This is a genomic window from Sporichthya brevicatena, assembly GCF_039525035.1.
In the GTDB taxonomy this organism is placed as follows: domain Bacteria; phylum Actinomycetota; class Actinomycetes; order Sporichthyales; family Sporichthyaceae; genus Sporichthya; species Sporichthya brevicatena.
Genome location: NZ_BAAAHE010000040.1, coordinates 1 through 18,171, shown reverse-complemented (window position 1 = coordinate 18,171; position 18,171 = coordinate 1). Strand labels below are relative to the sequence as shown.

The following is an 18,171-nucleotide window of genomic DNA, read 5'->3' as shown; positions in this document are numbered from 1 at the left end:
GTGTCAGCCCGTACGCGGGCCGACAGGGCACCCCTGCGGGACGTCATCCCGCAGGAGAGGGCGCGCGGGTCAGACCCGGGCGGGCGGGGTGGGCGTGGCGCGGTTGCCGCGGCGGAGCCGGGCGACGCGGTGGGCGACGCCCCACGTCGTGACGCGCCAGAGCGCCTCGGTGACGATGCCGCGGCTCATCTTGGAGACGCCGTGCTCGCGCTCGACGAAGGTGATCGGCACCTCGACGACCGTGAACCCGCGCTGGACGGCCCGCCACGCCAGGTCGATCTGGAAGCAGTAGCCCTGGGACGCGACGTCCTGCATGTCGAGGCCGCGCAGGGTGTCGGCACGGAAGGCGCGGAAACCGCCAGTCGCGTCGCGGATCGGGATGCCGAGGGCGAGCTTCGCGTAGAGGGTGCCGCCGCGCGAGATCAGCTTGCGCGTCGCGGGCCAGTTCACGACGGCGCCACCGGGGACCCAGCGGGAACCGAGCACGAGGTCGGCCGTGCCGCCGTTGTCCTTGAGCGCGGCGAGCAGGCGGGGCAGGTCCTCGGGCCGGTGGGAACCGTCGGCGTCCATCTCGACGAGGACGTCGTAGCCGCGGTCCAGGCCCCAGGCGAAGCCGGCGAGGTACGCGGCGCCGAGACCGGCCTTGCCGGCGCGGTGCATCACGTGCACCTGCGAGTCGGACGCGGCGAGGGAGTCGGCGAGGTCGCCGGTGCCGTCCGGGCTGTTGTCGTCGGCGATCAGGACGTCCGCGTACGGGACGGCCTCCCGCAGCCGCGCGGTCACCGCGACGATGTTGGGCGCCTCGTTGTAGGTCGGGACGATGACCAGCACCGACGGCTGGACGGGCTCACTCATGGTGAAGCCACCGTAACCGGGTCGCCCGCACGTCGAGCGCGGAACCGGCGCAGCCACGCGGTGACGAGCAGTACACCGACGGGCAGGCACAACGCGAGCTCGACCCAGGCGCCCAGCCGGGTCGCGAGGGTCTTCGCCCCGCGCAGCGGCACCTCGGCGACGATCACGCGCTGCGTGAACTCCTGGGTGCGGTGCTCCACGCTGCCGTCCGCGCGGATGACGCCACTGATCCCGCTGGTGGCGGCGATCACCATCGCGCGGCCGTGCTCGATCGAGCGCAGACGCGAGATCGCGAGCTGCTGCTCGGGCTGGCCGGTCCGGCCGTAGGTGGCGTTGTTGGTCTGGACGACGAGCAGCTTCCCGCCGTCGCGCACGGTCTCGCGGACCAGACCGTCGAACGCAACCTCGAAGCAGATGACGTCCCCGACGCGCGTGCCCCCGAGGTCGAGGACCCCGGACTCGGTTCCCGGCAGGAAGTCGCGCGGGATCAGCGCGAGGCGGCCGATGAACTTCGTCATCAGGTCGCGCATCGGGATGTACTCGCCGAACGGCACCAGCTTGCGCTTGGTATACCGCTGCCCCGGGCCGGACGTGGGCGACCAGACGATCGCGGTGTTGGTGACGTGGTCAGGCGGGGCGTCGAGCACCGTGCCGATGAGGGTGTCGGCACCGACGTCGCGGACGGCGTCGTTCATGCGCGCGAAGACGTCCGGGTCGCGGAACGGGTCCTCGTCGGAGGCGTTCTCGGGCCAGATGACCATCTGTGGCGCGGGCACCTTGCCGGCGCGGATGTCCGCCGCGAGCTGGTGCGTGGCCGTGAGGTGGTTGGTGATGACAGCGTCGCGCTGCGCCGCGAGCGAGAGGCCGGCGCGCGGCACGTTGCCCTGGACGAGCGCGACGGTCGCGCTCGAGCCGCCCGAGGTCGGCAACGGGATCGCCAGGCAGGCGAGCACACCGGCGAGCGTCCCGCCGGCGAGCACGCCCGCGGGCCGGACCCGCCCGGAACGGGCGGCGAGGACGACGGCGGCGAGCGCGGTCCCGGCGGCGGCGACGCCGGCGCTGACGAGCGGACTGCCGCCGATCGACGCGAGCGCGGCGAGCGGGGAGTCGACCACCCCGAACGCGAGCTTGCCCCAGGGAAAACCCCCGAGCGGTTGGCGCGAACGCAGGGCCTCGACGAGCACCCAGAGTCCGGCGTGGATCAGCGGCCAGGCGCGGTAGCGGTAGCTCCAGGCCATCGCGATCGCGGCCGGCGCGTAGAAGGCCGACTCGAGCAGCGAGAGCACGATCATCGCGTCCCAGCCGATGACGTGCAGCCAGCGGATCAACGTCAGGAAGAACGCGAGCGCGTAGACGTAGCCGACCGCCGCGGCGCGCTTCGGAGTCAGGTCCCGGACGAGCAGGCTGAGCGCGGCGACGGCTGGGAACGCCAGCGGCCACAGGTCGTACGGCGGGAACGCGAGCGCGAGCGCGATCCCGGCGAGGACCGCCAGGGACAGACGAGGTCGCACCGGACCTCCTCCAAGCGCCGCGCGGAACCGGATTGCACGGTACAACGCACCCTGCTCCCCCGCCGTCACGTGACGCGGCATACCAAAGTTATTCGGTCGGGTTACTTGTTTTCGGGCGCCTCCGCTGGCACCGTCGAGGAGTGAGCACGCAAACCCTCTCCGAACCGCGGGCCGGGCGCTCGACCATCACGACGGCGGGCAGCCCGGCCCGGATCGCTCTCGCACTCGCGGCCCAGCCGGCACTCTGGCGGCCCGCGGTGCGGTTCGACCCGGCGGCGCGGGTGCACACCCGGATCGCCGCGGAGGCCGACTGGGAGGCGTGGCTGCTCACCTGGTTACCGGGCCAGGGCACCGACATCCACGACCACGGCGGCTCGGCGGGGGCCCTGCTGCCGTTGCGTGGAGTGCTGTCGGAGTGGACGCCGGGGGGCACCGGACGCCTGGGGCGGGCGTTCCGGCCGGGCCGGACCCGGCGCCTGCGGGGTGGGGACCTGCGGGCGTTCGGGTCCGACCACGTCCACCGCGTCCGCAACGATGCGGACGCGCCGGCGGTCAGCCTGCACGTCTACGCGCCGCGGCTGGAGTCGATGACCCGGTACGCGCTCGTCGAGGGACGCCTGGTGCCGCTGTCGACCGAGCGGGCGGGGGCGGACTGGTGAGCGCGATCAGCATCCTGAGCGCCGGACCGACGGCGCCGCCGGGTGCACGGTCGATCGACGAGATCCTCGCGGCGGCACGCCGTCGCCTGCGCCGCCTCGACCCCGAGCTGGCTCGCCGCGCGATCGCCGAGGGCGCCGTCCTGGTCGACATCCGGCCCGCGGCGCAGCGCGCCGTCGAGGGCTCCGTGCCCGGCGCCCTGGTCGTCGAGCGCAACGTGCTCGAGTGGCGCTTCGACCCCCGGAGCGACGCGCGACTGCCGATCGCCTCGTACGACCTGCACGTCGTCGTCATCTGTTCGGAGGGCTACACCTCCAGCCTGGCGGCCGCGAGCCTGCAGGACCTCGGCCTGCGCGCCACCGACGTCATCGGCGGGTTCGCCGCCTGGAAGGCGGCCGGACTCCCCCACACCTGACCCGCGGGTTCTGCCCCGACCGTCACCCTGACTGAACTAACCTCAGTGACAATCAGGGCTTTTCGGCGTGCCGGCGCGGGGATTCGGGGAGGGGGCTGTCATGGACCTCGACCCGATGATGGCCCTGGCCGGTCTCTTCGTCGGGTTCATCGTCGGTCTCACCGGCATGGGCGGCGGCGCGCTGATGACGCCGGTCCTGGTCATCTTCTTCAACGTCAACCCGCTGACGGCCGTGTCCAGCGACCTCGTCGTCTCGCTGGTGATGAAGCCGATCGGCGGCGCGGTCCACGCCCGGCGCGGGACGGTGAACGTCCCGCTCGTGACCTGGCTCGCGCTCGGCTCGGTGCCGGCCGCGTTCGGCGGCGTGCTGCTCCTGCGCGCCCTCGGCGGTGAGGACGCCGACCTGCAGTCGTTCGTGAAGCACGCGCTGGGCTGGGCGCTGCTCCTCGCGGCCGCCGGGATCGTGCTCAAGTCCCTGCAGACGATCCGGACCAAGGCCCGCACCGCGGACCACACCCCGCCACCGGTGGTGATCCGCCCGATCCCGACGCTGCTGATCGGCGTGGTCGGCGGTGTCGTCGTCGGCATGACGTCGGTGGGCTCGGGCTCGCTGATCATCGTCGCGCTGCTGTTCCTGTACCCCGGGCTCAAGGCGGCCGAGATCGTCGGCACGGACCTGGTCCAGGCGGTCCCCCTCGTCGGCGCGGCCGCCGTCGGGCACCTGCTGTTCGGCGACTTCGAGTTCGAGGTCGCCTCCTCCGTGCTGCTCGGCGCGATCCCCGGCGTCTACGTCGGCGCTCGCGTCTCGTCCCACGCCTCGCAGGCGGTGATCCGGCGGGCGCTGGTCATCGTGCTGACCGCCTCGGCACTCAAGCTGCTCGGCGTCGGGAACGGCGCCCTGTTGGGCTGGCTCGCCGCCGCCCTGGTCCTCGGCACCCTGCTCTGGGCGCTGGTCCGGCACACCCAGGGCCTCACCCGCCGCCCCGGGCCCCTCACCCCCGCCGCGGCGCTTCGGGAGTGGCTCGGCGCCCTCACCGGCCGCGGGAAGCCCAAGGCCCCCAGAAGTGACGTCCCGTCACCTGCGAGCGAAGCCGCCGCTCGGAGCGAAGGGCGCCGGTGACGGAGAGAGCGTCGCGAGCTTGCGAGCACGCGACCGGAGGAACCCGGCGGTCTTCGCGGAGGCGGCCGCTGCGCGAGCGTTCGCGCGCGGAGCGCGCCGTGCAGACAGCGGCGGGGCCGGACGGTTAGGTCCGGCCCCGCACTGTCGGGTTCAGGAACGTGCGCGATTGGTGTCTGGAGAACCTTCGGACCGGGCGCGTGATCGTTGGCTGCGAACCCGCACTCCGTTGTCTACTGGTCTCCAGACTCCTCTCGGGCCCAACCCCGTGCCGGTCGTTCCCCCTTCACGACATCTCCGAACACCCTGGCGTACCTGGCGCCGGTGGCGGTGCAACCACCTTTTCGGCCCGCGCATGGAGTCGTCGTTCCGGCGGCGATCCTCACTGGTCGTCCTGCGTTGGACGTCGGGAAACGTACTAGGGCGAATCGCCCCTTCTCAACCCGGCGATGACCTGCGGCGATGCGCAACGTCGCAGGTCAGTCGCATCGGCGAGGACAAGAGAAATTTCGCGGAATGCGCCGAACGGTCAGCGCGCCGGCGGCACGACCACGTCGGCCACCGCCTCGACGACAAGCAGCGGCGGATCGAGGACGCAGCCGGCCGACTCCGACACCTCGGGCGTGGCCCGGCAGCACACGTACGCGCGTAGGTCGAGCGTCCGGCTCCGGGTGCCGACGCGGGTGACGGTGGCAGTGACCTCGACGACGTCGCCGGCCTTCACCGGGGCCTTGAACGCGATGCTCGAATACCCGGCCAGGAGACCCTCGTCACCGTCGGTACGCAGGCACATCTCCGTTGCGACGTCCCCGAAGAGGCCGAGGACGTAGGCCCCGTCGAGCAGGGACCCGCCGTAGTGCGCCTCCGCGTGCGAGACGTACCGGCGGTGGGTGACGGTGGTCCCCACGACAGCTCCGGCGGGGGCGGTGGGACGAGGCTCACTCATGCCGCGATCCTCGCCGAGGCGAGGGCGTGGACGAGGTAGCCGGCGACCTCACGCGGCGTCGTGCCGCGTGTGAAGATCCGGTCGACGCCGAGGTCCGCCGCAGCACCCGGGTCGAAACGCGGTCCCCCGACGACGAGCAGGGGCCGGCGGCCGTCCGGGAAGAGTTCACTCATCCGGCTCACCAGCGCCCGCGTGTTGGTCAGGTGGGCGTCCTTCTGGGTCACGACCTGGGAGACCAGGACGGCGTCGGCCGCGTGGGCTCGCGCCGCCTCGGCGAGGGCGTCGATCTCGACCTGTGCCCCGAGGTTGACGACCTTGATCTCCCGGTAGTACTCCAGCCCCTTCTCCCCCGCGAACCCCTTGATGTTCAGGATCGCGTCGATGCCGACGGTGTGGGCGTCGGTCCCGATGCACGCGCCGACCACGACGAGCTTGCGCCGCAGAGTCGTCCGGATCGCGGCGTTGACCTCGGCCGGCGTGAGCAGCGGGTACTCGCGCTCGGCGACGGTGATCTCCGCCAGGTCGACCACGTGCCGGCACCGGCCGTAGACGACGAAGAAGGTGAAGTCCGGGCCCATGCCCCGGGCGTGGACGACCATTGCCGGGTCGAGGCCCATCTTGGCGGCCAGCTGGAGGGCGGCGGCCTCGGCGCGCGCGTCGTGGGCGACGGGCAGGGTGAACGAGACCTGGATCATGCCGTCGTTCGTGGTGTCACCGTAGGGACGGACGAAACGCGTGTCCTTCATCTGACCCTCCGTCATGCCGCACGCTCCCGGACGTCGGGTTCCAGCAGTTCCGCGACCGGGTTGCAGTAGTCCTCGGCCTTCTCGGCGACGCCGTCGAGCCCCTTGCCGCGGTCCGCCGGACGACGCATCAACCCGAACGTGCCGTCGCCGATCGCGGCGAGCAGACCCTCGGCGCCGATGCGCTCGAGCAGGTCGATCGCCTCGCCGAGCACCGTGTGGGCGCGCTGCGCGACGAACGAGTCCGGCGCGAGCTGCAGGTCCTCGTGGAGGCGCCCCGCCGCGTCGAGGACGTAGCGGGCGTTACGGAGCGCCAGGTCCCGGTCGGAGAGGAACGGCGTCACGACCGCCTCGGTCATCATCCCGATCAGCAGGATGCCCTGGCCGGTGAGCGCCCCGGCCAGGTTGAAGAACCCGTCGAGCAGGTAACCGCCGAAGATGTCACCGGTCATGTGCTTGGTCGGGGGCATCCACTTCAGTGGAGCGTCCGGGAACAGGGCTCGGGCGAGCATCGCGTGCGCAAGTTCGAGACGGAACGAGTCCGGCAACGCGGGATTGATCTCGAAGGCGTGCCCGAGACCGAGTTGCCAGTCCTCGAGACCGGCCTCCTTGGCGAAGTACTCGTTCAGCAACTGACTGACCGTCACGGTGTGGGCGGCCTCGACCGCGTCCGCCGTCGTCAGGTAGTTGTCCTCGCCGGTGTTGATGATGATCCCGGCGCGCGCGTGGATCTGGCGCGCGAACCGCTGGTCGGTGAAGGTGCGGATCGGGTTGATGTCGCGGAAGAGGATTCCGTACATCGAGTCGTTGAGCATCATGTCCAGCCGCTCGAGCCCGGCGAGCGCCGCGATCTCCGGCATGCACAGACCCGAGGCGTAGTTGGTCAGCCGGACGTAGCGGCCGAGCTCGCGGGAAACGTCGTCGAGCGCCGCGCGCATCAGGCGGAAGTTCTCCTGGGTGGCGTAGGTGCCGGCGTAGCCCTCGCGGGTCGCGCCCTCGGGGACGTGGTCGAGCAGCGACTGACCCGTCGAGCGGATCACCGCGACGACGTCGGCGCCCTCGCGGGCGGCGGCCTGCGCCTGCGGGATGTCCTCGTAGATGTCACCGGTCGCGACGATCAGGTAGATCCACGGCCGGCGCGGCGCGTCGCCGATCTCCTCGATCAACGCCTCGCGCTCGCGGCGACGGGCGTCGATCCGGGCGACGCCGCCGGCGGCCGCGACGCGGGCCGCGCTGCGGGCCTCGCGGGCGGCCGTGCCGGTGGGAACCCGGAAGCGGACCTCGCCCCGGACCACGGCGCCGGCCAGGGCGTGCAGGTCCCCGTGCTCACGCAGCGCGTCCCACACCGGCAGCGCGACGCCGTGCTCGAGTCCGACCTGGTCGCGCACCGTGTCGACCACGTGGTTGGCCCACGGCCGGCCGTCGGGGTCGGCGCCGTTCAGCCCGGCGAGCCGGAGCACCGCACGCTCGACCGAGGTGGTCGTGTGGGCGCGGGCGAGATCGACGATCGGCTCCCCCGCCGCCCGGGCGAGTGCGCGGGCTCGAGCCGCCAGGTCGGGATCGAGGTCGAGCTTCACGCGACCGCCTCCTGCGTCGTCGGGGTGGTGTCGAGGCGCCGGGCGAAGAGCGCACGGACGCCCGGCTCACGTCGGAACAGGTCGAGGGCGAGCTCGGCGTGCCCGGGTGTGTAGCCGGTGCCGACGAGCATCTCGACGTCGGCGGCGAGGCCCTCCGCGCCGAGCGCGGCGGCGGAGAACGACGTCGCCATCGAGAAGAAGACGACCGTGCCGCGGTCGCGCGTGGCGAGGATGGCTCCGCCCTCGGCGCCGGGGACGTCCACACAGACGACGGTGACGTCGGCCGGCCCGCCGCGGGAGGACACCGCGTCGAGGACGGCGACCGGGTTGCGGGCGTCGACGACGGCGACGTCGGTGGCGAGGTCGGTGGCGCGCAGCGCGGCGGCCTCGTCCTCGTCGCGCACCAGACCGATGCGCCGTCGGGCCCCGTTCGCCCTGGCCGCGGCGAGGGCGAGGGAGCCGCTCTTGCCGGCGGCGCCGAGGACTGCGACGGCGTGCGCCCCGCGTTCCCGTACGACCCGGGCCGTGAGGGCCGGGGCGCCACAGACGTCGAGCACGGCGAGCGCGGTCTCGGCCGGCAGGTCGATGGGGAGGACGGCCGCGATGGAACGGCCGAACAGGATTGCGTAGCCGGCGGCGGGGACCTGCTCGCCGCGACCGTCCCATTGCGCCAGTCCGTCGGTGAGGGCCAGCGGGGTCAGGGTGAGCGAGACGAGCGTGGCGACGCGGTCACCGGCACGCAGACCGAGTGGGCTGTCCGGGCCGACCTCGGCGACGCGGCCGATGAGCATGCCGCCGGAGCCCGTGACCGGGTTGTGCATCTTGCCCCGGCTCTCGACGATCTCGAGCACCTCCGCACGCACAGCCGCTCCGTCGCCGCCGTGAGCCTCGGACAGCTGCCGGAAGGAGGCGGCGTCCAGGTTGAGCCGCTCGACGTCGATGCGAACCTCGTCGGAGAACAGCTCGGCGCCGGCGTCGAGACGCCAGGCGGCCTGCGGGAGCGCACCCACGGGGTCGACGACCCGGTGCAGCCCCAGCGGATGCCCGGTCCCACGCACGGCCGCTCCGATCCGACTCGACGGGAAGATCTTTCGTCCCAGCATAGCCAGAGGACAGGAATTCCTGTCTCGAATCGCGCTCTGACCTATACTTTCTCCTGTCGAAACACCTTAGGGCAGTAGATTTGCCCGTCTCTGCCGTGTGGAGGGCACCCATGGTCCAGCCGTACCTGTACCAGCGGGCTGTCCTCGTCGAGCCCGACTGGACGCGGTTCCCGGGCTGGCGCGGGGTGACCGCGGCCGAGTGGGAGTCCGCGCAGTGGCAGCGCGCCCACTGCGTGAAGAACGTGGCGCAACTGCGGGCGGTCCTCGGTGACCTGGTCGACGAGCGGTTCTACGCCGACCTCGTCGCCGACCAGGAGCGGCACGCGACGATGTCGATGCTGATTCCGCCTCAGATGCTCAACACCATGGCCGCGACGCACGTCCCGGGCGGCCCCGGCTCATTGACGGACGCGTTCTACGCGGACCCCGTTCGCCGCTACATGCTGCCCGTCGCGTCCGACCGCGACCCGGAGTGGCCCAGCCACCCCTACTCGACCCGCGACTCCCTCCACGAGGCGGAGATGTGGGCCGTCGAGGGTCTGACGCACCGTTACCCGACCAAGGTGCTGGCCGAGCTCACCAACACGTGCCCGCAGTACTGCGGCCACTGCACCCGCATGGACCTGGTCGGCAACTCGACGCCGGCCGTCGACAAGCACCGCTTCGAGCTCAAGCCTGCCGACCGGCACGACCGGATGCTCGACTACCTGCGGGCCACTCCCGGCGTCCGTGACGTCGTCGTCTCCGGCGGCGACGTGGCCAACGTGCCCTGGCCGCGGGTGGAGTCGTTCGTCGGCGCACTCCTCGAGATCGAGAACGTTCGCGACATCCGCCTCGCCTCGAAGGGGCTCGTCGGACTCCCCCAGCACTGGCTCGCCGACGAGGTCAGGGCGGGGATGGAGCGCCTGGCTCGCGTCGCGCGGCGACGCGGGGTCGGCCTGGCGGTCCACACGCACGCGAACAGCGCCGCCTCGGTCACCCCCATGGTGGCGCGCGCCGCCGGGGCGATGCTCGACGCCGGAGTCCGTGACGTCCGGAACCAGGGCGTCCTGCTGCGCGGCGTCAACGACTCGGTGCCGGCGCTGCTCGACCTGTGCTTCGCACTCCTCGACGGCGCCGCGATCACGCCGTACTACTTCTACCAGTGCGACATGATCCCGAACTCCGAGCACTGGCGGCTCTCCCTCGCCCAGGCCCAGGCGCTCCAGCACGGGATCATGGGCTACCTCCCCGGGTTTGCGACCCCGCGCATCGTCGCCGACGTCCCGTACGTCGGGAAGCGGTGGGTCCACCAGGTCGAGTCGTACGACCAGGTCCGCGGCATCTCGCACTGGACGAAGAACTACCGGACCTCGATCGAGTCCGACGACACCGCCGCGATCTCCCGCGTCTACCCGTACTACGACCCGATCCACTCCCTCCCCGCCGCCGGCCAGGCCTGGTGGCGCCAGCAGGTCGCCCGCGCCGCCTCCTGACCCGCCGCCCCGCCCCTCCCCGCTCATTACTGAGCGGAGTGTTGCCTCTGATGCGCCGGCGACCACAGATCGTCCGTTGGCGGGCCGGAAATTGGTCGTCCGCGTATTAGAGATGCGCCGTCCGCTCGATCAGCCGGTGCGGCCCTGAAGGCGTGCCTCGGCCCGCGCCATCGCCGGAAGGACCCGCGCCGCCAGCAGCCGCGGGCTGCAGGCGATGCGCCAGTCCCATCGGACGATGTCGTAGCCGGCGTCGCGGAGACGCTGTTCGCGCTCCCACTGCAGACGGAGTTCCTCCATCGGTTCACGACCACGCATGCCGTACTTGGCCATACCGTCGGCCTCCCCGACCAGTCGCAGCGACGGCCAGTAGAAGTCGACCCGAATACGCGGGTAGTCCTTGATCAGGTACACCTGGCTCAGCGGCATGCGGATACCGGCTTCACGGAAAGAGATTCGCGAGACGCTCTCCAGCACCGACTCGGTCAGCGGGCACGCGAACTCATGGACGTCTCGCGCCACGTGGATACCAGGTCGACCGGCGCCGGCCGCGACCACCGCTCCGAACTCCTCCGGCGTGATCAGCTTCTTGCGGTACGCAGATTCGGCTGCGACCACGCCGTCCTCGAACCCGTGGTTCGCTGCCACATCGAGCAAAGTCCGTGCCGGAGACGTGACCGGGGTTCCATGGCACGTCGTCACCTGCTCGGACGGCAGGGATGCGACGCGTAGGAAATAGCCGTCCCGATGGGTGCTGGCGACGCCCTCGTCGTCCGTCAACAGCACGACCTCGTCGCCCGGTTGACGGCGCAGGTCGAGGCCGAAGATTCGCACCGCCGACGTGTCGGCTCCAACGACCTGACGCCGGCTCAGAGCAAGTTGGACGGCCCGTGTGTCCTGCGCGTGCAGCGTCTCCGGCGACGTCGCCGCCACGGCGCGGTCCGTCGCGGTGACGTAGACGTTCCGGCGCAGCCGGATCCACTGCCCCGACCGGGTGAGCGCCCGAACGTCGGCCCGGGTGTGACCCGCGGCGAGCGCATGGGCCAGCGTGAACGGTCCGGTTCCCTCAGAAATCCCCCGCATGGGCGCGTAGATTGCCACGATTTCGCCGAGGCCTCGGAAGTTATCCACAGGGGCCCGAACTCGCTCGCCGGGGCCCGAGCGGCAACGCGTCAGGATTGGGCGTCAGGCCGGCGACCTCTCTGATGCGCGCAGTGCCAGATTCGGGCGGCGAACGGGCTCAGATCGGGTCGTCCGGGTATTACAGGCAGCGCTCCGCTCAATAATGAGCAACCAAGAGAGCGGCGCGGGCCCTCTCAGCGGCCGCCGAGCTGGGTGATGCCGTTGGCCTTGAGGTCGTAGGGGGCGTGGGCGGTCTGGGTCTCGGTGAAGTCGTCGCAGGAGATGATCGCGACGAGGACGGGGTAGCTGCGGAACCCTCGGAGCTGACGACGGGTCAGCTCGGCCCGGTAGGTCGGGTTCAGGCGGAGGACGCGGGCGCGGTGACCGGCCTCGTCGAGACCGACGAGGGTGACCGTGAACGGGTTCACCGGCCGGGGACGGATCTGGGTGAACGTCTGGAACGGCGCGGTCGAGGTCCCGTCGCTGATCAGGGTGTTGCCGACCTTGACGTCGTCGATGTACCAGCCGCCGGCGTTCACCAGCGGGTCCGAGAGGTAGCGGAACCCGAGGATGACGTCCTGGCCGGCGTACTCGGAGAGGTCGAAGGTCAGGGTCTGCGGCACGCCCGAGGCACCGGTGAGGGCGTTGCCGGGCGGCGCGGGTGCGCTCGTCTGGACCGTGGCGGAGTTCGAGAGCGAGCGGTACGTCGCACCGCCGTCGGTGGAGATGACGGTGTACCCGTAGTCGAAACCGTTCTCCAGGTTGTAGCTGGTGAGGTAGCTCAGCGTCGGGGCGTCGACGGGCACCTTGGCCCGGAACACCGCGGTGGCGTCGGTGCGGCCCGTGTTGCCGGAGAACAGCGCCGGGTTGTCCAGGTCGCTCGGCGGGAGCTCCGGCGGCGCAATGTCCGGCAGCGCCGGGAGGCCCTGCTGCTGCGGGAACGAGATCGTCGGCAACAGCGGGACGCGCGGCACGACCGACCACAGCATCGGCTCCGGGTCGAGCACCTTCCGGCCGGTGAACGCGAGCGAGTTCAGGTCCGCGCCGCTGAGCAGCCCCGCCCCGGTCCCCCGCAGCGGCACGAAGTCAGCGCCGTTGGGCGCGACCCCCGGCGCCGCGTAGCCCGCCGGGTTCAGCAGGTTGATGTAGGACTGCAGGCTCGACGATGTCACGCGGCTCTTCGCGATGCCCTCGACCCGTCCGTCCTTGCCGCCGACGGCGCGGTCGACGAGCGTCATCACCTGGAAGTCGTGCAGGACGTCGGCGAGCTTCGTGCTTTCGGCGTACTTCTTGAGAGCGTGGGCGACGCTGTCGAGGCCCTGGCGCTCACCGTCGCGGTGGATCTCCTCGAGGATCTTCGCGCCGTAGCGGTCGCGCAGGAACAGCAGGAACGACCACGCGATCCCGTAGTCGGCGAGGATCTCGGCGCCGGTGCCCTCGTCACCCCAGATCGTCAGGGAGTTCTGCGGACCGCCGCACGGCCGCGCGTTGGGCTGGTACTTCGTCGTGACCGTGCCGAAGCCCTGGTAGCAGATGATGTGGCTCTCGTACCGGTGCTGGAACACCGACCGGTGCGGCTGGCCGTAGCCCGTGACGGTGAGGGCGTAGTCGGACAGGCCCTCGTTGATGAAGTTCACCTCGGCCGGGTCCACGTAGTACTGCAGCAGGTGCTGGTACTCGTGCGCGAAGATCCCCTCGTACAGCAGCGGCCGCGACGGGCGGCTGACGCAGACGTCGTCGGCCGGTTCGTGCTTGGGGTTGCGGCCCGTCCGGTGCGCCCAGTCGTAGGCGTCGATCGTCATGATGTTGCGGTCCGTCAGTTCGTTGAACTGTCGGGAGAAGAAGCCCGCGACGTACGTCTGGTTCGTCGGGAAGTCGTAGAAGTTGGGGTCCCGCACGTTGTCGACGAGGGTGACGACCTTGTGCCCGTCGCCGGAGAAGTCGAGCCCCGCGGTCGGACCGACCTGCGACGCACCGGCCCCGTTGCGCCGCGGCGCGACGCTGAACGCCTTCGACTCCCGCGGGAGCATGACGTCCTCGTACTGGTGAATCAGGTCGCGCACCTGCGCATCGGTCACCTGCGTGCTGCCCGGCACCTTCGCCCGGCAGTCCCCCGGCGGGAAGTCCGTGCCGACGACGTTGTCGGGCCCGACGCCGCTCGCGACCCAGACCTCGATGTTCTTGCCGACCCCGCGCAGCGTGTACTCCTTCACGTACACGGTCTGCTTCACCTGGTCGAGCGCCGGCCACAGGCGCTTCGTCCCGACCTCCAGCGCCCCGGGGGCGGTCGCGGACGTCCGCAACTGCGCGGCGCCGGTGGCGGTCCGCCCCCAGGCCGCGACCGTGTCGGCCACGTCCGCGGCCAACGGGTAGCGGGTGACGTCGGGGAGTTCCTCGGGCACGACATCGGGCACCACATCGGGCACCACATCGGGGAGCACGTCGGCGACCGGTGGCAGCGCCGGGGCGCCGGCCAGCGCCGTCCCCGGGGCGGTCGTGCCGGCGGCACCGATCAGCAGGACCAGCCCGACCGCACCGGCGGCCCCTCGCAGTCCCCGCATGTGTCCCTCCCTGGTGCAACCTTCACTGTCCCCCGCGGCGAGGTCCTCTCCGCGGTGTCTGTCCCCATTTGACCATTTGCAGACGTCAGCGGGGTTCGAGCAGGAAGACCGGGAACTCGCGGTCCGTGCGCTTCTTGTAGTCCTCGAACGCCGGCCACATCCGCGACAGCTGCGGCCACAGGGCGGTCGTCTCCTCCGCGGTGGCCAGGCGGGCCCGAACTGGACGACGCTGCCCCCGGATGTCGACCTCGATCTCCGGGTGCGCGCGCAGGTTGTGGTACCAGGCCGGGTTCACGTCCTGGCCGCCCATCGACGCGACGACGACGAGGTTCGGCCCGTCCTCCAGGTAGATCACCGGCGTCGCGCGCGGCTGCCCGGTCTTCGCCCCGCGGTGGTGGAGGACCAGCAGGCGCGCCGCGTCCATCCGGCCGCCGAGTCGCCCCTTCGACAGGCGGTACAGCGCGACGTGCATCTTGGTCATGAGCTTGGCCAGGAAGAACAACGGCCCGTCCGGCCGCGGCTGCGGCATCGCGGTCGTGAACTTGCCGGCCAGGCCCTTCTTCGCCTCCACCAACGGACTCTCCTCGTTCGCGCGTCAACCCCGACGCCGCGTCACGGCGCCACTCCTACGACCTCGACCCGTCCGCTGTGTCCGTCCACCCGCAGCAGGTCCCCGGTGCGGAGGCGGCGGGTCCCGTCGCCGGTGCCCATCACGCACGGGAGGCTCAGCTCCCGGGCGAGGACGGCAGCGTGGCTGTGCGTCCCGCCGTTGTCCACGACCAGTCCCGCCGCGGGGAACAGCACCGGCGCCCAGCTCGGGTCGGGGTCCGGTGCCACGAGGATCTCACCGGGGCCGACCGCGGCGTCGCGGGCGTCCGTCACGACCCGCGCCCGGCCCTCGGCCAGACCGGAACTGACGCCGAGGCCCCGCAGCACCGTGCCGGTCGAGACCGGACTGCTGGTGACCGGGACGGGCACGGGGCGCCCCCGCCACCGCGGCGGCAGGGCCACCGCGAGGTGTTCCGCGCGCCGGGCCCGGCGGTCCGCGACCAGACCCTGGCGCGGGACGTCCGCGCACATCTCCTCCGCGGTCAGCAGGAAGACGTCCTCAGGGTCGTCGAGGAACCCGGCGGCGGCGAGCAGCTCGCCGTTGCGCCGCGCCGCCGCCCGGGCGACGTCGAGCACCCGCAGGTACCCGGCCTTCCCGAGCCCCCGCAGCGGGAGAACGCGCTCCGCGGTCAGCAGCAGGGCGCGCGCCGGCGCCTGCTGCCAGGTCGGCAGGGCCTCGCGCAGCTGCCGTTCGGCGATCTCGCGTTCCATCGCGCGCAGCCGCAGCAGGTCCGCGGGTCCCGCGGAGGCGGCACCGTACGCCGCAGCCAACTCCGTCGCGGCGGTCGGCTCCTCCCGCCAGACCCGGGCGGCCAGTTCCCCCGGCCCGGCGAATCCGTGCGCGGCGAGGAACTCGGTCTCCGAGGCCCGGCCGTGCGCGAGGTCCCACAGCCCGGAGACGACGTCGAGCTCGAGGTGGCCCCCGAGGCCGGCGGTGAGGCGGGGTGCGAGTTCGGGCCGGTCCGCCGCGTCGCAGAGCCGGGCGAGGCCGTCCTGCACCGGCCGCACGGCGGCGAACACGCACACCAGGTGGGTCGTCATGGCGTGGGCGAACCGGTCGGCCGCGAGGCCCCAGAGTGCGCGGGCCGCGTCACGGTCCAGACCCGGTGCCCGAGCCACGTGGCCGGCCCACCAGGAGGCGGTGCCCTCCGCCAGCGCCCGCACGTCGCGAGGCGAGGACGCGGCCGCGCGGGGCTGGGCGAGCGCAATGCCGCTGCGCCGCGCGGTGCGGTCCGCGTTGACGGCGAGGCGGCCGTGGAAGACCCCGAGCACCCGGTCGCGTTCGCGCCGCGGCACCCCGGCCCGTCGTCGCTCCAGGGCTCCGGTCGCGACCAGCGCAGCCCGCAGCCCGGCCTCCCCGCCGCGCCGCCAGAGCGACCAGGTCAGGGGCGTGAGCACCCCGGGGACAGCCTCACCGACCTGCTCGGTCGACCAGTAGGCCTCGGCGTCCCAGTCCCCGTCGAGCGGGTCTCTCACGCACCCGGCCCGGACCCGGTGGCCGGTGGTCGTCCCTCGTACGGGGTCGAGAGCACGATCGTCGTCCGCGTGGCGACGTTGGCCTTGCTGCGGATCTCGGCGAGCAACGCCTCCAGGTCCGACGGCTTCCCCACCCGGACCTTGAGGATGTAGTTCTCGTCGCCCGCCACGCTGTGGCAGGCCTCGATCTCCTTGATGTCGGCCAGTGCCTCGGGCGAGTCGTCCGAGCGGCTCGGGTCGATCGGCTTGATCGAGATGAACGCGGTCAGCGGGAGACCGAGCGCCTCGTGGTCGACCACCGCCGTGTAGCCGCGGATGATGCCGCGCTGCTCGAGCCGGCGCACGCGCTGGTGCACCGCCGAGGTCGACAACCCGGTGTGTTTGCCGAGGTCGGTGTAGCTCATCCGACCGTCGGCGCACAGCAGCTCGATGAGCTGACGATCCAGGGCTTCCACGGGTCAGCCCGGAAGAACGATGAGCTCACGGGGCGTCAGATTGACCCGTTCGCCGCCGGTGTCGGTGCAGACCACGATGTCCTCGATGCGGGCGCCGTGGCGACCGGGGAGATAGATCCCAGGTTCGATCGAGAAGGCCATGCCCGGCTCCAGGACCTCGGTGTTCCCCTCGACGATGTAGGGGTGCTCGTGGCCCTCCATGCCGATGCCGTGGCCCGTGCGGTGGATGAAGTACTCGCCGTAGCCGGCGTCCGTGATGACCCGACGGGCGACCCGGTCGATCTCCTGGCACTCGACGCCCGGGCGCACCGCGTCGCACGCGGCCATCTGCGCCTCGAGCAGGACCTCGTAGTAGCGCCGGAACTCGGCGTCCGGCTCCCCCACCGCGTAGGTGCGGGTCTCGTCGGAGCAGTATCCGGCCTCGGTCGTGCCACCGATGTCGACGACGACGGGGTCGCCGGGCTGGATGACGCGGTCCGAGACGTCGTGGTGCGGGCTCGCCCCGTTCGGGCCGGACCCGACGATGATGAAGTCCGCGCGGACGTGACCCTCGGCGACGATCGCGTCGCCGATGTCGCGGCCGACCTCGGCCTCGGTCCGCCCCGGCCGCAGCCACTCGGCGATCCGGGCGTGGACGCGGTCGATCGCAGCGCCGGCGTCCCGCAGCGCCTGGACCTCCTCGGGCGTCTTGCGGATGCGCAGCTCACGCAGCACGCCGCCGGCCAGGGCCTGCTCGACCCCGGGGATACCGGCCCGCAGGCGCAGCACCTTCTCGGCCCACATGTGGTCGTCGAGGCCGTAGACCTTCGTCGAGGCCGGCAGCAGTTGCCGCACCAGCGCGATCGGGTCGTCGGTCTCCTGCCAGTCGGCGATCTCCAGCCCGAGCTCCCCTACGCCGGCCGCCTCGGCCGCCGCCCGCTCCAGGAACGGGACGATCAGGACGGGATCGGCGTCGGCCGGCAGGACCAGGCAGGTCAGCCGCTCCAGCGGCTTCGCGACGTAGCCGGTGAGGTACCGCAGGTCCGGTCCGGGCGTGATCAGCAGCGCGTCGAGCCCGGCCTCGGCCGTCGCCGCCTGCGCCCGCTTGAGCCGGGCCGTGAAGAGGTCGCTTCCCATACCTCCCATCCTGTCACCGTCACCCCTCCCCCTGCCGGGAAGCGCCCTCACTCGGTCCGGCGCATGACGCGCCGCCTCGCCGCGCCGCGCCTCGCCGCGCGGTCGGGGAATCGCGAACGATCCGGGCCTGGTTGACGGCGGGCATGGCCACGGAGCCGGCGAGTGGCCGCAGGCTAAGAAGGGCCCTGGCTATGACCGGGCGCCGGCGGTGCCATGGCGAGCGCCGGACCTGGCCCCGCCTCGGCACCGCGCGGTGCACCTTACGCGCGGCTAGGTATCGCAGCGGCCTTCGCGAAGCGCGGCCCCTGATGGCGCGTCAGAAAGTAGTGACGGCAGGGGCGAATGAGGTCTTGACAGCACTAGAACATGTGTTCTGCATATCTGCTTGAGTGCAGTAGCATTTGATGGGTGAGCGAGGAACGACCCGTCGGTGGTG

General features: G+C 71.9%; 16 protein-coding genes. 4 read left to right on the top strand and 12 right to left on the bottom strand.

The features are described from left to right. Positions 1–69: 69 nt before the first annotated feature. Together ABD401_RS19435 and lnt are read right to left on the bottom strand one after the other, a co-directional pair. Entirely contained in the window at positions 70–855 is a 786-nt protein-coding gene (locus ABD401_RS19435) for a polyprenol monophosphomannose synthase (protein WP_344607803.1), read from the bottom strand. Continuing rightward, a complete protein-coding gene (gene lnt, locus ABD401_RS19430) occupies positions 852–2,366 on the bottom strand; it encodes an apolipoprotein N-acyltransferase (RefSeq protein ID WP_344607801.1) in 1,515 nt (504 codons plus the stop codon). Before lnt ends, ABD401_RS19435 begins: the two co-directional genes overlap by 4 nt. A 140-nt stretch (positions 2,367–2,506) precedes the next feature. Here lnt and ABD401_RS19425 point away from each other — a divergent pair, with 140 nt between their 5' ends. The 3 genes from ABD401_RS19425 to ABD401_RS19415 all read left to right on the top strand — a co-directional run bounded on the left by ABD401_RS19425 (position 2,507) and on the right by ABD401_RS19415 (position 4,558). Further along, positions 2,507–3,025 carry a cysteine dioxygenase gene (locus tag ABD401_RS19425; protein WP_344607799.1) on the top strand — a complete coding sequence of 173 codons (519 nt, stop codon included), beginning with the start codon at positions 2,507–2,509 and terminating at the stop codon, positions 3,023–3,025. After that, on the top strand, positions 3,022–3,438 hold the full coding sequence (locus ABD401_RS19420) for a rhodanese-like domain-containing protein (RefSeq protein ID WP_344607797.1): 417 nt from the start codon (positions 3,022–3,024) through the stop codon (positions 3,436–3,438). Before ABD401_RS19425 ends, ABD401_RS19420 begins: the two co-directional genes overlap by 4 nt. A 100-nt stretch (positions 3,439–3,538) precedes the next feature. Then, positions 3,539–4,558: a sulfite exporter TauE/SafE family protein gene (locus ABD401_RS19415; RefSeq protein ID WP_344607795.1), complete on the top strand. Its 1,020-nt coding sequence runs from the start codon at positions 3,539–3,541 to the stop codon at positions 4,556–4,558. A gap of 526 nt (positions 4,559–5,084) precedes the next feature. Here the strand turns inward: ABD401_RS19415 and kal are convergent. Genes kal through kdd form a run of 4 tightly spaced genes read right to left on the bottom strand, consistent with a single transcriptional unit; the run spans position 5,085 to position 8,924 of the window. After that, complete coding sequence (gene kal, locus ABD401_RS19410; RefSeq protein WP_344607793.1) at positions 5,085–5,501, bottom strand: 3-aminobutyryl-CoA ammonia lyase; 417 nt, start codon at positions 5,499–5,501, stop codon at positions 5,085–5,087. Beyond that, positions 5,498–6,247 carry a lysine 5,6-aminomutase subunit beta gene (gene kamE, locus ABD401_RS19405; RefSeq protein ID WP_425566203.1) on the bottom strand — a complete coding sequence of 250 codons (750 nt, stop codon included), beginning with the start codon at positions 6,245–6,247 and terminating at the stop codon, positions 5,498–5,500. Before kamE ends, kal begins: the two co-directional genes overlap by 4 nt. 11 nt (positions 6,248–6,258) lie before the next feature. Further along, a complete protein-coding gene (kamD, locus tag ABD401_RS19400) occupies positions 6,259–7,821 on the bottom strand; it encodes a lysine 5,6-aminomutase subunit alpha (protein WP_344607789.1) in 1,563 nt (520 codons plus the stop codon). Then, a complete protein-coding gene (gene kdd, locus ABD401_RS19395; RefSeq protein WP_344607788.1) occupies positions 7,818–8,924 on the bottom strand; it encodes an L-erythro-3,5-diaminohexanoate dehydrogenase in 1,107 nt (368 codons plus the stop codon). Before kdd ends, kamD begins: the two co-directional genes overlap by 4 nt. 110 nt (positions 8,925–9,034) lie before the next feature. On the opposite strand from kdd, the gene ABD401_RS19390 reads away from it, so the two are divergent. Next, positions 9,035–10,399: a KamA family radical SAM protein gene (locus ABD401_RS19390; protein ID WP_344607786.1), complete on the top strand. Its 1,365-nt coding sequence runs from the start codon at positions 9,035–9,037 to the stop codon at positions 10,397–10,399. A gap of 129 nt (positions 10,400–10,528) precedes the next feature. On the opposite strand, the gene ABD401_RS19385 is transcribed toward ABD401_RS19390, so the two are convergent. The 6 genes from ABD401_RS19385 to ABD401_RS19360 all read right to left on the bottom strand — a co-directional run bounded on the left by ABD401_RS19385 (position 10,529) and on the right by ABD401_RS19360 (position 17,735). Then, positions 10,529–11,497 carry a type IV toxin-antitoxin system AbiEi family antitoxin domain-containing protein gene (locus tag ABD401_RS19385; RefSeq protein ID WP_344607784.1) on the bottom strand — a complete coding sequence of 323 codons (969 nt, stop codon included), beginning with the start codon at positions 11,495–11,497 and terminating at the stop codon, positions 10,529–10,531. 215 nt (positions 11,498–11,712) lie between these two features. Beyond that, a complete protein-coding gene (locus ABD401_RS19380; RefSeq protein ID WP_344607782.1) occupies positions 11,713–14,079 on the bottom strand; it encodes a peptidase M6 immune inhibitor A in 2,367 nt (788 codons plus the stop codon). A gap of 85 nt (positions 14,080–14,164) precedes the next feature. Continuing rightward, the gene (locus ABD401_RS19375) at positions 14,165–14,650 is read right to left on the bottom strand and encodes a nitroreductase family deazaflavin-dependent oxidoreductase (protein ID WP_344607910.1); all 486 of its coding nucleotides are present in this window, start codon (positions 14,648–14,650) and stop codon (positions 14,165–14,167) included. A gap of 41 nt (positions 14,651–14,691) precedes the next feature. Then, complete coding sequence (locus tag ABD401_RS19370) at positions 14,692–16,164, bottom strand: PEP-utilizing enzyme (protein WP_344607780.1); 1,473 nt, start codon at positions 16,162–16,164, stop codon at positions 14,692–14,694. After that, on the bottom strand, positions 16,161–16,619 hold the full coding sequence (locus ABD401_RS19365) for an Lrp/AsnC family transcriptional regulator (RefSeq protein ID WP_344607778.1): 459 nt from the start codon (positions 16,617–16,619) through the stop codon (positions 16,161–16,163). The genes ABD401_RS19370 and ABD401_RS19365 overlap by 4 nt, the downstream gene beginning before the upstream one ends. A 3-nt stretch (positions 16,620–16,622) precedes the next feature. Continuing rightward, the gene (locus tag ABD401_RS19360; RefSeq protein WP_344607776.1) at positions 16,623–17,735 is read right to left on the bottom strand and encodes a M24 family metallopeptidase; all 1,113 of its coding nucleotides are present in this window, start codon (positions 17,733–17,735) and stop codon (positions 16,623–16,625) included. Positions 17,736–18,171: the final 436 nt, after the last annotated feature.

Coding starts and splice junctions, on each gene's coding strand:
- ABD401_RS19435 (WP_344607803.1), bottom strand. CDS start 855: ATGAGTGAGCCCGTCCAGCCGTCGGTGCTGGTCATCGTCCCGACCTAC.
- ABD401_RS19415 (WP_344607795.1), top strand. CDS start 3,539: ATGGACCTCGACCCGATGATGGCCCTGGCCGGTCTCTTCGTCGGGTTC.
- kal (WP_344607793.1), bottom strand. CDS start 5,501: ATGAGTGAGCCTCGTCCCACCGCCCCCGCCGGAGCTGTCGTGGGGACC.
- kamE (WP_425566203.1), bottom strand. CDS start 6,247: ATGAAGGACACGCGTTTCGTCCGTCCCTACGGTGACACCACGAACGAC.
- kdd (WP_344607788.1), bottom strand. CDS start 8,924: ATGCTGGGACGAAAGATCTTCCCGTCGAGTCGGATCGGAGCGGCCGTG.
- ABD401_RS19390 (WP_344607786.1), top strand. CDS start 9,035: ATGGTCCAGCCGTACCTGTACCAGCGGGCTGTCCTCGTCGAGCCCGAC.
- ABD401_RS19380 (WP_344607782.1), bottom strand. CDS start 14,079: ATGCGGGGACTGCGAGGGGCCGCCGGTGCGGTCGGGCTGGTCCTGCTG.
- ABD401_RS19360 (WP_344607776.1), bottom strand. CDS start 17,735: ATGGGAAGCGACCTCTTCACGGCCCGGCTCAAGCGGGCGCAGGCGGCG.